The organism is Nostoc sp. FACHB-190 (assembly GCF_014696905.1).
In the GTDB taxonomy this organism is placed as follows: domain Bacteria; phylum Cyanobacteriota; class Cyanobacteriia; order Cyanobacteriales; family Nostocaceae; genus Nostoc_B.
In genome coordinates this window covers 614,448-628,257 of the sequence record NZ_JACJQW010000001.1, presented here as the reverse complement: position 1 = coordinate 628,257, position 13,810 = coordinate 614,448, and the positions used below count along the sequence as shown (strand labels likewise).

At 40.0% G+C, this 13,810-nt stretch carries 12 protein-coding genes; 10 read left to right on the top strand and 2 right to left on the bottom strand.

Annotated features, from left to right (window positions below; translation table 11 throughout):
* Positions 1 to 210: 210 nt before the first annotated feature.
* The 10 genes from H6G28_RS02755 (at position 211) to H6G28_RS02710 (ending at position 11,950) form a co-directional block, all read left to right on the top strand.
* A complete protein-coding gene (locus H6G28_RS02755) occupies positions 211 to 663 on the top strand; it encodes a hypothetical protein (protein WP_190587948.1) in 453 nt (150 codons plus the stop codon).
* A gap of 120 nt (positions 664 to 783) precedes the next feature.
* Positions 784 to 1,914, top strand: coding sequence for a tRNA guanosine(34) transglycosylase Tgt (gene tgt / locus H6G28_RS02750; RefSeq protein ID WP_190668810.1), 1,131 nt, complete (start codon positions 784 to 786; stop codon positions 1,912 to 1,914).
* 172 nt (positions 1,915 to 2,086) lie between these two features.
* Positions 2,087 to 2,893, top strand: a complete 807-nt coding sequence (locus H6G28_RS02745; RefSeq protein WP_190668888.1) for an aminotransferase class IV — start codon at positions 2,087 to 2,089, stop codon at positions 2,891 to 2,893.
* Positions 2,894 to 2,986: 93 nt separating this feature from the next.
* Positions 2,987 to 4,825 (top strand): ATP-dependent zinc metalloprotease FtsH3, encoded by a 1,839-nt coding sequence (gene ftsH3 / locus H6G28_RS02740; RefSeq protein ID WP_190587950.1) that lies wholly within the window; start codon positions 2,987 to 2,989, stop codon positions 4,823 to 4,825.
* A gap of 182 nt (positions 4,826 to 5,007) precedes the next feature.
* Positions 5,008 to 6,045 carry a WD40 repeat domain-containing protein gene (locus tag H6G28_RS02735; protein WP_190668808.1) on the top strand — a complete coding sequence of 346 codons (1,038 nt, stop codon included), beginning with the start codon at positions 5,008 to 5,010 and terminating at the stop codon, positions 6,043 to 6,045.
* Between the two features lie 185 nt (positions 6,046 to 6,230).
* On the top strand, positions 6,231 to 7,220 hold the full coding sequence (locus tag H6G28_RS02730; protein WP_190587952.1) for a metal ABC transporter solute-binding protein, Zn/Mn family: 990 nt from the start codon (positions 6,231 to 6,233) through the stop codon (positions 7,218 to 7,220).
* 103 nt (positions 7,221 to 7,323) lie between these two features.
* Positions 7,324 to 7,992: a response regulator transcription factor gene (locus H6G28_RS02725; RefSeq protein WP_190668806.1), complete on the top strand. Its 669-nt coding sequence runs from the start codon at positions 7,324 to 7,326 to the stop codon at positions 7,990 to 7,992.
* Positions 7,993 to 8,108: 116 nt separating this feature from the next.
* Positions 8,109 to 9,659 carry a sensor histidine kinase gene (locus H6G28_RS02720; RefSeq protein WP_190668804.1) on the top strand — a complete coding sequence of 517 codons (1,551 nt, stop codon included), beginning with the start codon at positions 8,109 to 8,111 and terminating at the stop codon, positions 9,657 to 9,659.
* A 154-nt stretch (positions 9,660 to 9,813) separates the two neighbouring features.
* Positions 9,814 to 10,275 carry a PepSY-like domain-containing protein gene (locus H6G28_RS02715; protein ID WP_242048156.1) on the top strand — a complete coding sequence of 154 codons (462 nt, stop codon included), beginning with the start codon at positions 9,814 to 9,816 and terminating at the stop codon, positions 10,273 to 10,275.
* Positions 10,276 to 10,375: 100 nt separating this feature from the next.
* Positions 10,376 to 11,950, top strand: coding sequence for an iron uptake porin (locus tag H6G28_RS02710; protein ID WP_190668802.1), 1,575 nt, complete (start codon positions 10,376 to 10,378; stop codon positions 11,948 to 11,950).
* On the opposite strand, the gene H6G28_RS02705 is transcribed toward H6G28_RS02710, so the two are convergent.
* Both H6G28_RS02705 and H6G28_RS02700 read right to left on the bottom strand, forming a co-directional pair.
* Positions 11,947 to 12,312: a response regulator transcription factor gene (locus H6G28_RS02705; RefSeq protein ID WP_190587956.1), complete on the bottom strand. Its 366-nt coding sequence runs from the start codon at positions 12,310 to 12,312 to the stop codon at positions 11,947 to 11,949. The genes H6G28_RS02710 and H6G28_RS02705 overlap by 4 nt on opposite strands.
* Positions 12,313 to 12,499: 187 nt before the next feature.
* The gene (locus H6G28_RS02700) at positions 12,500 to 13,750 is read right to left on the bottom strand and encodes a glycerate kinase family protein (RefSeq protein ID WP_190668800.1); all 1,251 of its coding nucleotides are present in this window, start codon (positions 13,748 to 13,750) and stop codon (positions 12,500 to 12,502) included.
* Positions 13,751 to 13,810 lie beyond the last annotated feature (60 nt).

Sequence of the window (13,810 nt, the reverse complement as noted above, 5' to 3'; positions counted from 1 at the left end):
TTTAGCTTGCAATAATAACATAAAAAAATAAATTTAACAACGTAAAGCTAGTACAGCATTTTGTGTATTCATTAGCTAACAAATTAGATCGAGAGTATTGAAGCGATCGCCCCACAAAATTGATATTTTTTAAATGTAGGGAACTAATTAAGCTATTAATTTAAGTTTTTTTAGCTGCGTTCTCATCTTTTTCCTCTCTTTAAATTTCCTATGAGTCATCATCTACCCGATACCAGGATACCGGCTCCGTGCATTGTTAACACGGGCGTGATTGTGAATAAACTCGACATGCGGCGATTACTTTCTGATTTAGGTCGAGTTCACTATATGTACACCCACGGAGAGCAGGTAGTCAGCGAGGGTGAAGGAGATGTCATAGAAGTATTCGCAAATCCCCAGCGTTCGACTTTAGTAGCTAACAGTGCGCTTTATTTGAACGTGTATAGTTTTGATTATATTGAATTAAAGCAGTTATCCCAACAAGAAACTTGCTTTGATTTGATGCAAGAAGGAATGTGTCTGCGCTTAATACCCCTCACTACCCCCATCCAAGAGCGTCGAGAGAAAACCTTTAATGTCAGCGCCATCGAAGCCATGATGGAACAAGTACTCTCTGCTAAATGGGATGCAGAAATGGATGATGACTGCACTGATTCGTTTTAGAATTGTCATCTGTCATGAGTCGAGGCACAAAGTTTTGCGTTCAGATAAACCAAGACGATTAATAATTGCTATAACCAAGGACAAATGACAATCACTTAGTATAGTTATCTAATTTTTACTTTGAGCGATAATTTCTCTTTTCAATCCTTAGCTCGTTGTAGCCAAACAAAGGCCAGAGCCGGGATATTTTACACGCCGCATGGTGCTGTGGAAACCCCCAGATTTATGCCTGTGGGGACATTAGCCAATGTCAAAACAGTCACACCTGCCCAGTTGAAAGACACTGGCGCACAGATGGTCTTATCTAATACTTATCACTTGCATTTGCAACCAGGGGAAGCAATTGTCGCTGGTGGTGGTGGCTTGCATAAGTTTATGGGCTGGGATGGGCCGATGCTCACCGATTCTGGTGGGTTTCAAGTATTCAGCTTGAGTGAGATGCGGAAAATTACGGAAGAGGGTGTAACTTTTCGCTCGCCTCACGATGGGCAGATTATCAATTTAACTCCAGAACGTTCCATAGAGATTCAGAATACTTTAGGGGCGGATGTGATTATGGCATTTGATGAATGTCCGCCTTACCCCGCCACTCGCCAAGAAGTAGAAACTGCTACTCAAAGGACTTACCGTTGGCTAGAACGTTGTATAGCCGCCCATAAACGTCAAGATCAGGCATTATTTGGAATTGTGCAAGGGGGCGTGTATTTAGATTTGCGTTCCCAAGCGGCTGTGGAGTTGGCTAAGTTAGATTTGCCTGGATATGCTATTGGTGGTGTGAGTGTAGGCGAACCCGCAGAATTAATGGCTCAAATTGTCCAAGCCACTGCACCATTATTACCACCAGAAAAGCCCCGTTATTTGATGGGTGTGGGGACTTACCGGGAAATGGCGATCGCGATCGCTTCTGGTATAGACTTATTTGATTGCGTCATTCCGACTCGTTGGGCGAGACATGGTACAGCAATAGTGCAAGGCGAACGCTGGAATTTAAAAAATGCTAAGTTCCGTGAAGATTTTGCACCATTAGATGAAACTTGCCCTTGTTATGCTTGTCAAAATTTTAGCCGGGCGTATATTTCTCATTTGGTGCGATCGCAAGAAATTTTAGCCTACACTTTACTCAGCATTCACAATATCACCGAACTAATTCGGTTCACCCAGAAGATTCGCCAAGCAATATTAAACGATTCCTTTCTGGAAGAATTTGGTTATTGGCTCAATTCACCAGAAACTGGAGATGATCTATCTTGATGAAAATTTACACAAAATCTCACTAAAATAATCTTTTCTTTGTGTCCTACCCTGCGGGAAGACGCTATCACGTCGATGCGCCAGAAATTAAAACGAACCACAAAGAGCGCAAAGAACGCAAAGAGAAGAGATAGAAAGAGAATTTTTTGGGTTGACTAGAGTGGGTAAACCTATTTATTGGTATAACGGCAAATTAATCGAATCTCAAACCCTGGAATTAGATATTAACGATCCGGGGTTACTTTATGGCGCAACGATATTTACTACACTGCGGGTTTATGAAAATTCTCTCGATAGTAGTTTAAGCAACTGGCAGGCACACTGCGATCGCCTGAAGTTGAGTTTACAATTTTTTGCTTGGCAACAACCAGACTGGCAGCGCATATATCAAGGCGCACAATTTCTCATCCAACATTTCCCCGTTCTCAGAATTACCTTGTTTCCTGATGGTAGGGAATGGATAATTGGCAGAAATTTACCAGCAGATTTATTAGAAAAACAACAGTATGGGGTGAAATGCGCCATTGCACAACCTCAATTTTCCCGCAACTTGCCTTCTCATAAAACAGGTAATTATTTGGGTGCTTGGTTAGCGAAAAATAGTGTGCAGAATTTAGCCGCCCAAGAAGCGATTTTAGTTGATGGGGCGGGTAATTGGCTAGAAACCACCACTGGCAATCTTTGGGGATGGCGAGATAATTGTTGGTGGACACCGCCCGAATATGTAGGGATTTTACCCGGAATTGGGCGATCGCAAATTATCCAATGGCTGCAAAATCAACAGCTACAAGTGCGAGAGGAACCTTGGACACCCCAGTTAGTCACGGGATTTGAAGCGATCGCCTACACTAATAGTGTGGTAGAAATTATCCCGATTCATACCGTTGAGCAAGCTTCAGGGTCGCTACAATATAATCCCAACCATGCAAATTTTCTACAAATTAGGAGGCTTTTTAGCATGACAGCCGTACCATTTTGAGATACCTTAAAATAAGTTAACATAATTCTTAATAATCCCCTCTCATACAGAGACACTCCGCGAAAGCACAGAAAATACAGGAGATAGACCTCAGTGAATAAAAGATGGAGAAATGCGGGGCTGTACGCACTACTGTTTATTGTTGTCATTGCGCTGGGAACAGCATTCTTTGACAAACAACCCCAAAACACACAAACATGGCGCTACAGTCAATTTATTCAAGAAGTTGAAAAAGGTAAAGTTACACAAGTTAGGCTGAGTGCAGATCGTTCCACAGCCATTGTTAAATCTCAGGACGGTAGCCAAATTAAAGTTACCTTAGTTAACGACCCCGACCTGATTAACACTCTTACCTCTAAAGGCGTTGATATTTCTGTATTGCCTCAAACCGATGAAGGCTTTTGGTTTAAAGCACTGAGCAGTTTATTTTTCCCTGTACTGCTGTTAGTTGGTTTATTTTTCTTACTCCGCCGCGCTCAAAGTGGCCCCGGTAGCCAAGCCATGAACTTTGGTAAATCCAAAGCGCGAGTGCAGATGGAACCCCAAACTCAAGTTACATTTGGTGATGTTGCGGGGATTGACCAAGCCAAACTTGAATTAAATGAAGTTGTAGACTTTCTGAAAAACGCCGATCGCTTTACTGCTGTCGGTGCCAAAATTCCTAAAGGAGTATTATTAGTAGGGCCTCCAGGTACAGGTAAAACCCTCCTCGCTCGTGCTGTAGCTGGGGAAGCTGGTGTACCTTTCTTCTCTATCTCTGGTTCTGAATTTGTAGAAATGTTCGTGGGTGTGGGTGCTTCCCGCGTCCGTGATTTATTTGAGCAAGCTAAATCTAACGCTCCTTGTATCGTCTTCATCGATGAAATTGACGCAGTTGGTCGTCAACGGGGTGCTGGTTTAGGCGGTGGTAACGATGAACGGGAACAAACCCTCAACCAGTTACTCACCGAAATGGATGGTTTTGAAGGCAACACTGGCATCATCATCATTGCTGCTACCAACCGTCCCGACGTATTAGACGCAGCTTTATTACGTCCTGGTCGCTTCGACCGTCAAGTTGTAGTAGACCGTCCCGACTACGCCGGACGTAGCGAAATCCTGAAAGTTCACGCCCGTGGCAAAACCTTAGCCAAAGATGTGGACTTGGATAAAATTGCCCGTCGGACACCTGGTTTTACTGGTGCAGATTTATCTAACTTGCTCAACGAAGCCGCAATTTTGGCAGCCCGCCGCAACTTAACCGAAATTTCGATGGATGAAATCAATGATGCCATCGATCGCGTGTTAGCTGGCCCAGAAAAGAAAGACCGGGTAATGAGCGAAAAACGCAAGACCTTGGTAGCTTATCACGAAGCTGGTCACGCCTTAGTTGGTGCATTGATGCCCGACTATGACCCAGTACAAAAGATTAGTATTATTCCTCGCGGTCGTGCCGGTGGTTTAACTTGGTTCACCCCCAGCGAAGACCGGATGGACACAGGTTTATACAGTCGCTCCTATCTGGAAAATCAGATGGCTGTGGCATTAGGTGGTCGTTTAGCCGAAGAAATCATCTTTGGTGAAGAAGAAGTAACTACAGGTGCTTCTAATGACCTACAACAGGTAGCAAGAGTAGCCCGTCAAATGATCACTCGCTTTGGCATGAGCGATCGCTTGGGGCCTGTTGCTCTGGGTCGTCAACAAGGTAATATGTTCCTCGGACGCGATATTATGTCAGAGCGCGACTTTTCCGAAGAAACTGCTGCTGCCATTGACGAAGAAGTGCGGAAACTCGTAGATACAGCCTACATCCGCGCCAAAGAAGTATTAGTCAACAACCGTCACATTCTTGATCAGTTAGCCCAAATGCTAGTTGATAAAGAAACAGTAGATGCTGAAGAATTGCAAGAAATTTTGGCAAATAATGATGTGAAAACTGCCGCCTTTGCTTAATCAACTGCGGTAATCATCTAAAATTTGGATTTGGGGTAGTTCTGAAAAAGAATTACCCCATTTTTCTTAAAAGTGCTGAGTCACCGAAGTTTACCCGCAGGAAAACCCTCATCACAACTTCTCGCTGAATTGAGATTTAGATAAAATTAACCGCAGATGAACGCGGATAAACGCAGATAAAAATGAACTTGACAACTAACCAATCCTCAGAATTTGCTATATATGATTCCGGGATGCTGTCAGATTACGTCACAGCATTAGCTTGGTCTCCTGGAGGTGAAATTCTCGCGGCGACATCTGCGGCTGGCGAGGTGGTGCTATGGAATGATGGCAATGCCATAGAGTTGCAAAGTGGTAGTGGTAAATCTGTAGACTGTGTGGCTTTTTCGGCTGATGGCAAATTTTTAGCCGTTGGTGGACAGGATGGACAAGTCAAAATTTGGCGGGAACAGGAACTCATCGCCACCTTAGAAAATGCACCAGCCTGGGTAGATAAGTTGGCTTGGAATCATACTAGTAACTTACTGGCTTTTAGTTTGGGGCGTTACGTGCAAGTCTGGGATGCCGATTTGGGTGAGATAGTCGTCACCTTGAATTTTGATAACTCCTCCGTTTTAGGGATAGATTGGCGCAGCGATGGCCAGTATTTAGCAATTAGCGGCTATCAAGGAGTCAAGATTTGGCATAGTCAAAACTGGGATGAAGAACCCTATTTTCTGGCTATGCCAACTGTCAGTGTAGCTATGGGTTGGTCGCCTGATAGCAAATATCTGGCTTCCGGTAATATGGATCGCAGCGTCACGGTATTGGAATGGGGCAACCCCGACCCGTGGATTATGCGTGGCTTTCCTGGTAAGATTCGGCAGTTGGCATGGTCGGAAGCTACTACCGAACTGGGTGCGCCTATTCTGGCTTCTTCCAGTGTTGAGGGTATTGTCGTCTGGGAAAAGTTAGAGGATGAGTCTTTGGGTTGGGAAGCGCGAGTGTTGACTAATCATGTGGATGTGATTAATGCGATCGCATTTGCACCCCACAGCTTCTTATTAGCCTCCGCCGGCGCTGATGGTTTATTGTGTTTGTGGTCAGAAGCAGCACAAGTATCTCAAATTCTCACAGGTGCTACCGCCGGTTTTTCCACCTTAGCTTGGCATTCTCAAGGCAAGTTTCTCGCCGCAGGTGGTGAACAAGGCGAATTAATTATCTGGTCAAACGAAGTCTGAAGTCTGAAATGGTCTCATAATTTTTTCTGGCATTTTGTTTTTTACTTAACAACAAGGGAGACAGAGTATTTATTGATAAAAGTTTACTTATTTTATGGCTTATTCCTGAATATTTAATATTTCACTGTTATTTAATAATAATGATTATTGTTAAATTTATTCAGGAAAGCTACTAGCCCTTGATTATGCTCAATAAATTGCTATTTAATACTTTGTTACGGGCTGCTTGCGTTAGTTTTTTGATTGGCTTGGTTGGTTGTACAAGACAAGCGACTCAAACTTCCTTTACACAAACGACAACAGCAGATGAAAATCTACCCAAAGTTGTTGCTACAACCAGTATATTGTGTGACTTAATCAAACAAGTTGCTGAAAATACAGTCAACCTTGCTTGTTTAATTCCCCCAGGTACAGACCCCCATAACTATCAACCAAAAGCCGCAGATAAGGAAACTATCGACCAAGCTAATCTGATTTTCTATAATGGCTATAATTTTGAACCAGGCTTGATCAAAACTATAAAATCAAGTAGTAATACTGCACCAAAAATAGCTGTGAATCAGTTAGCAGTGCCAAAACCACAAAGATTTATTGAAGATGGCAAAAGAGTTATCGACCCCCATATTTGGCACAATCCGAAAAATGGCATCAAAATGGTTGATGTTATTAACAATAACCTGAAAAAGCTAGAGCCTAATAATGCAGCAATTTATAATCAAAATACTAAACAAATTAAAAGTGAATTAACTCAATTAGATAGTTGGATAAAAACCAGAATTGCTAGTATTCCTAGTGATAAACGTGAATTAGTTATCAGTCATAATGCACTGGCTTATTATGCTAAAGCCTATGGGATGACTTTAGTGGGGGTATTGGCTGGTATTAATCCCGAAAATCAACCAACAGATAGGCAGTTAAATAGTTTAGTTAAAAATATTCAACAAGCTAAAATACCAACTATTTTTGCTGAGAAAAATATTAATAAACAGTTAATTCAATCGATAGCCCAAACAGCAGAAGTCAGAGTTTCGGAAAGGGAACTTTATACTGATGGTCTTGGAGATGCCAATAGTGATGCTAATAGTTATCAAAAAATGTTGGAAGCAAATACACGCACTATTGTAGAAGGTTTGGGAGGAACTTATTTAATCTTTACACCGAAGGCTAGTAAGTAGCATAAATGAAAATTCAGCAATGTTAACTAAAAAATCCTCTTGGGAACAGGTGGTACATTTACCGATGTCTTACCTTTAAAACTCAGAAAAGTAGGTGCATCAGATGAATAGAATTCTTATTGCGGAGGATGAACCCAGAATTGCCGCTTTTATTGAGAAAGGATTGCGTTCTCACGGTTTTACAACGTCTGTGGCGGTTGATGCACGTTCAGCTACGGAAATGGCTTTAGGTAGTGCTTTTGACTTGATGATTTTGGATTTAGGACTACCGGGTAAGGACGGCTTGGGTGTTTTAGAAGAAATACGCGGACAAGGTGAGAATTTTCCTGTAATTATTTTGACTGCGCGTGATGATATTCAAGATAAAGTTGCAGGTTTTGAAGCTGGTGCTGATGACTATATTACTAAGCCTTTTCGCTTTGAAGAATTATTAGTACGGGTAAAAGCGCGATTACGCAACAGTGTTAGTAACCAAGGTACTGATGAGATGGTGCTGAAGGTGGGAAATGTAGTTTTAGATTTGCGATCGCGTAAAGTAAAAGTGGGTAATAACACTGTAGAATTACCAGCACGGGAGTTTACCCTGGCAGAAACTTTCTTTCGCCACCCCGGACAAGTTTTAAGCCGTGAACAATTGTTAGATAGGGTGTGGGGTTACGACTATGACCCAGGTTCTAATATTGTCGATGTTTATGTAGGATATTTGCGAAAAAAACTCGGCAACCACCTCATTGAAACTGTCAGAGGTATGGGTTATCGTCTGCGAACATGAGAAATTTCTCATTAAACTTTTATCTGTTTATCGTATACTCAAGAAAATCATCAATAGTAAAAATGCGACAGATAAGGTTTTTATAGATAATTTATCTGTCGCATTGTTGTTTGACAATGAGAAAAATTAAACACCATCAACAAGAAGTCAAAACTAGCCTTTTAAAAAATTTTAAGGGTCTGTTTTGGGCAACACGTACTCAAATACTTTTTTGGTATTTTCTCATTTTATGTTTTATATTTATCTTTTTTGTGCCAGTATTTCGTTATTTTTTATATGCCCAAGTTGATAGGCGGGTGCATAAGGAAATTAATGAAAAGATGGGGATTTTTTTAGAATTAGTTAATGGTAAACCTCAATTCTTAGATTATCTCGAAAATAGGGAAGCAGATGAGACAATTAATCTTTTAAGAGAAGCAGATAACCGCTTAATTAAAGCTCCCAAATCTTTAGATGAATTAAAAGATTTTTTTGATGCTTTTTTGGTAAATCAAATTCCTGAAGACGATACTTTTTTAATTGCGCTAACAGAAGGTAAATTTTACAAATCTAGCCCTAGAGGTAGACCAAAAGAACTGAGTAGAGACTCAAAACTAATTCGCTATTGGTCAAACTTAACTCAACCAGAGGAAGGGGAAAAAATAATTCCGGGTAGCAGTGTTGGGAATATTATTTATTTGGCTCAACCTGTGAAAATTAACGGAGAAGTTATCGGAGTATTTGTTATTGCCCACACTACAGCCGGGGAACATGGCGAGGTGGGAGAAGCTATCAGTGTGATTATTCCTGTAAGTGTAGGAATTATATTATTAGCTTTAGTTTTAGCTTGGTTTGCTTCAGGAAGAATTCTTGCACCTTTACGCTTGTTAACTCAAACTGCACGGAATATTAGCGAGTCTGATTTAAATCAACGCCTTTCTATAGTTGGTGAGGGTGAACTTGCAGAATTAACAGCTACTTTTAATGAAATGATGGATAGGTTGGAAGCTGCTTTTATTAGCCAACGTAATTTTATTAATGACGCGGGGCATGAATTACGTACACCAATTACGATTATTCGTGGTCATTTAGAGTTGATGGGTGATGACCCAGAAGAAATAAAAGAAACTCTAGCTTTAGTCATGGATGAATTAGAACGGATGAACCGATTTGTGAATGATTTAAGTTTACTGGCAAAGGCGGAACGTCCTGATTTTTTATGTTTAGAAACAGTTGATGTTTGCGCCTTAATTGAAGAACTGTTTGTGAAGGTTCAAGCTTTGGGCGATCGCAACTGGCAACTAAGAGCCACTGCTAAAGGTAAAATTGTTGCAGATCGCCAGCGTTTGACTCAGGCTGTAATGAATTTAGTGCAGAATGCTACACAGCATACAAAAACTACTGATACCATCACCCTGGGTTCGGCTATTCGTCACGGTAAAATTTGCTTTTGGGTTAGCGATACTGGTGAGGGTATTGCTAAAGTAGACCAAAAAAGAATTTTTGAGCGTTTTGCGCGTGCGGCAAACAGTCGCCGTCGTTCTGAAGGAGCCGGGTTAGGATTATCTATAGTTCAAGCTATTGTAGAGGCTCACGCTGGAGAAGTGACTCTCGAAAGTCAACTAGGAACAGGAGCCACATTTACAATTACTTTACCTGTGGAACCGTCCCAAGAGAGCAATAATTAAAAGATTACAGCCTTTCTTAACCTAGTGAGGTACAAACAAAAATAATTAACCGCAGATGGATGCAGATGGATTTGTCCTTCAGTCAACTAGTCAACGCTATCTTGATAAAGTAAAAATAGAATCATCTCAATGTAATTGGTAGAACTCAAGTTTTATGATGCCTCTACAAAAAACTATAGTCGGCATTTTTAATGCTGTGTTAGTTTTAGCGATCGCTGGTTGTGATATTGTATCAAATCAAGACAAATTGCCAGAAACTCCTGCAAGTGTAGAATCTGCATTCACAAATAAATATTCTGAAAAACCGCGTCTCTGGCAAAGAAATTATTATGGGTATGAAGCAACTTTTATTAAAAAAAATGTTAAATACGAAGCTGAGTTTTCTGAGACAGGTGAATGGTTAGAAACAGAATACTATGTGACTGAGAAAGAATTTCCTGATGTTATTTTAAAACGTATTCGCCAAGAATATCCAACATTTAAAATTACCAAATATGAAATTGAAATTACACCCAAAGGTAACTTTTATGAAGTAGATATTACTGATGGTGAAATGGAATATGAATTATATTTTGATGTTCATGGCAATACACAAGTAGATATGTATGAAGATTAAGTTTAATCATGAGAAAATTCTCATGATTTATCAGCTTAATTTAAGATTCAATTAAGATAGAGTTAATACAAAGTATTGATCATTAACTCTGGCTGTTCCCATGTCTAATGTGTGTAAAAAAATAACTTTTTTATCAAGCTTATTATTCTCCACATTTCCAACTATTTCACCAACTTTTGCCGGAGAAACTCAGCTAGATACACCTCAAAAAGAACTAGCACAATTAACTTCAGTTTCTCAACTGTCTGATATTCTACCTACAGACTGGGCATTTCAGGCTTTACAATCTTTGGTAGAAAGATATGGTTGTATTGCTGGTTATTCTAATGGCAGTTATTTAGGCAATAGTGCAATGTCACGTTATGAGTTTGCCGCAGCTTTAAATACTTGTCTAGCGAAAATTCAAGAAATCATAACTACAGCAAAAGATAGTTCTATAACTAAAGTAGACTTAGATTTAATTCAAAAACTCCAAGCAAAATTTTCTGCTGAATTATCCATAATTCGCAATCGTGTAGAAACTTTAGAAAGTCACACTTCTAATTTAGCAGCAAATCAATTTGCTACCACTACAAAACTAGAAGCGGAAGTTATTATAGGCGCGGCTGGCGTTTTTGGTGAAACAGTTGCCGATAAAGATGATCATCTTAATAACAATCTTGATTTAAATACAAATCTCACCTTAGCTCAACGTGTGCGGTTAAATTTTCTCACGAGTTTTACTGGTAAAGATGAATTAAATATCCGTTTAGAGTCAGGTAATATTCCTGAATTTGATGAAAATATTACCGGAACAGGAATGACACGTTTAGGTTTTGATGAAGATACGAATAATAATATTGGTCTAGATGAAGTATATTATGCTTTCCCGATTGGAGATAGAATCAAAACCACAATTGCTATCACTGAAATGGAGTTAAATGATATTGCTAAACCAATCAATCCTTTAGCAAGTAGTGATAGTGGTGCAGTTTCCCGCTTTGGTAGATATAACCCGATTGTAAGAGGTATAGATGGCACAGGGTTAGGAATAAATTATCAAATCAATAATAATACTAATTTTGGCTTTGCTTATCTAACTAATAATGCAGCTTTACCAACAGAAAAAAACGGTTTATTTAATGGTAATTTTGCTGCACTGGGAAATGTTACTTATCAACCAACTCACAATTTAGGCATTGTTTTTACCTATATTCATACTTACTATGCAGGCGGTGGAGCAAGTGACGTAAATTTGACAGGTAGCACGGGTAGTTTAACAGCGCGTAGCCCTTTTGGTAATGTTTCAACCACAGCCAACTCCTTTGGTTTAGAAACTAGCTGGCGAATCAATCCTAAGTTTATTGTTTCTGGTTGGGTGGGATATACACAAGCAGCCTCGCCAGTCACAAATAATGATGCAGAGATTTTAAATTATGCCATTAGTTTAGCTTTTCCTGATTTGGGTAGTGAGGGTAATTTAGCAGGTTTAGTTGTGGGAATGCCACCAAAAGTTATTAATAGTAGTTTGCTGGCTGATCATGATACTTCTTTACATATTGAAGGTTTTTATCGGTTTCAGGTGACAGAGAATATTTCGATTACTCCCGGAATATTTTTAATTACTAACCCTGAACATAATGCCAATAACGATAGTCTTTTAGTCGGAACTATTCGCACCAGCTTAGAATTTTAATTATTTGGCGATAAATGAGCGCGAACGCTGTTCAATAAATCGGTAAATTTAAATGGTTTACTGATGTAAGGGACAGCTTTATTTCCTGATTGAGAAACTTTTTTTAAAATGTCATGATTTGCGCTAACTATGATGGTGGGAATCAGTAAATTATGTTCGCGTAATTCAGACATAACTGTTAAACCATCCTTGACAGAGATATTAATATCTAATAACAATAAATCAAATTTGGCTGTAGTTAACATTTGTAAAGCTTGTTCGCCATTATTTGCGATCGCAGTATTAAAACCATTCTGCCGCAAGCCTTTTTCAATAAATGATGCAATCCGAATTTCATCTTCAACAATCAAAATTTTCTGCATGATTACTCCTGATTTATCCACATTTAAAATTCCCCAAAATTACCGTATAAATAGTAAATTTTGGGGAAATATTTCAATTCAAATTAAGTAAGTCGGTGGGGAAACATAACTATGTTAAGAAAAAAATCAAACTAAAACCCTTTTTCCTCCTGCCTCTTCCCAACTACAAATATTTACTTTGCTATACTTAACTGATAGATTTATAGCTGGAAGTCACTAACTGACTCTCTCCAACTCTGCGTCTTCTGTGATTTTTTTTATTCCCCTGGCGTAAGTCCTGATAACGGCGAATTTGCTTACCAACTAATAGCAACCGCGCCACTTGTTCCGCCGCATTAGTTAATAAAGTTGCAGTTTGAGAAATCGCCTCATTTAATTGACAAGGATGAGTCAAAATACTATTGAAATAATCAATTCCTTGTTGAAAATTAATTTCTGCGCCTTCGCCAATTGTCCCAACTAATGCAATCACTGGTAATTGATAACGCTTGGCACGTTTAGCAACTTCCGCCGGAATTTTACCCCGTGGCGTTTGAAAATCAATGCAACCTTCTGCTGTAATTACTAAATCAGCTTGAGGAATTAAATTATCTAATTCCAAATACTGCATCACAATATCGTAGCGTGGGTGTAATGTCGCGCCAATTAAAGCGTGTAAGCCCGTACCCAAACCACCAGAAGCACCACTACCAGCCATTTCTCGCACATCTAAACCTAAATCTGCTTTGATAACCGCCGCATAGTGTTCTAACGCAAAAGCCATTTGTTCTACCGTTTCAGCAGATGCGCCTTTTTGAGGGCCGAAAACTCTCGCCACGCCTTTCTCTCCACACAAAAGATTATGCCAATTGCAAGCAACATCAATCTCGACTTGATTTAAACGACAGTCCTTGGCAGATAAATCTATGCGTTGGAGTTTAACTAATTCACTACAACCCAAACCTAACTCATTACCATTGTTATCTAGCAACTTCACACCCAAAGCTTGCGCCATTCCCGCACCACCATCGTTTGTGCCAGAGTCGCCACAGCCGACTAAAATACGTTCAGCACCAGCATCTAAAGCAGCCTTAATTAACTCACCTACTCCATAAGTCGTGGTTATCATGGGATTTCGCATATCGGTAGGTACAAGCCGCAACCCAGCCGCCGCCGCCATTTCTAAGACTGCGGTTTTTTTCATAGTTCCACCCAAAAAGCCAAAGTGAGATTGTACTTTTTGTCCTACAGGGCCAGTTACTTCCAAGTGATGCAAGGTTCCGCCTGTGGCTGCAACTAAGGTTTTGGTAAAGCCTTCACCGCCATCTACTAAAGGTGCTTTGCAAATATTTACATCGGGTATAACTCTGGCGATACCTGTAGCAATACAGTCAGCGACTTGTTCTGCATCAAGACTTTCTTTAAATCCAGAAGGAGCGATTAGAATGTTTAGTGTCATTATTAATTTCCTGCGGCAAACCAGCCGCTTTTTTTGTCGTTAAATTTAGAGAGATGGGGA

What these genes read in the sequence shown, in the direction of transcription:
- H6G28_RS02755 (WP_190587948.1), top strand. Translation starts at nt 211, where the DNA reads ATGAGTCATCATCTACCCGATACCAGGATACCGGCTCCGTGCATTGTT.
- H6G28_RS02715 (WP_242048156.1), top strand. Translation starts at nt 9,814, where the DNA reads ATGATGCCTCTACAAAAAACTATAGTCGGCATTTTTAATGCTGTGTTA.
- H6G28_RS02705 (WP_190587956.1), bottom strand. Translation starts at nt 12,312, where the DNA reads ATGCAGAAAATTTTGATTGTTGAAGATGAAATTCGGATTGCATCATTT.
- H6G28_RS02720 (WP_190668804.1), top strand. Translation starts at nt 8,109, where the DNA reads ATGAGAAAAATTAAACACCATCAACAAGAAGTCAAAACTAGCCTTTTA.
- H6G28_RS02730 (WP_190587952.1), top strand. Translation starts at nt 6,231, where the DNA reads ATGCTCAATAAATTGCTATTTAATACTTTGTTACGGGCTGCTTGCGTT.
- H6G28_RS02710 (WP_190668802.1), top strand. Translation starts at nt 10,376, where the DNA reads ATGTCTAATGTGTGTAAAAAAATAACTTTTTTATCAAGCTTATTATTC.
- H6G28_RS02700 (WP_190668800.1), bottom strand. Translation starts at nt 13,750, where the DNA reads ATGACACTAAACATTCTAATCGCTCCTTCTGGATTTAAAGAAAGTCTT.
- H6G28_RS02735 (WP_190668808.1), top strand. Translation starts at nt 5,008, where the DNA reads ATGAACTTGACAACTAACCAATCCTCAGAATTTGCTATATATGATTCC.
- H6G28_RS02725 (WP_190668806.1), top strand. Translation starts at nt 7,324, where the DNA reads ATGAATAGAATTCTTATTGCGGAGGATGAACCCAGAATTGCCGCTTTT.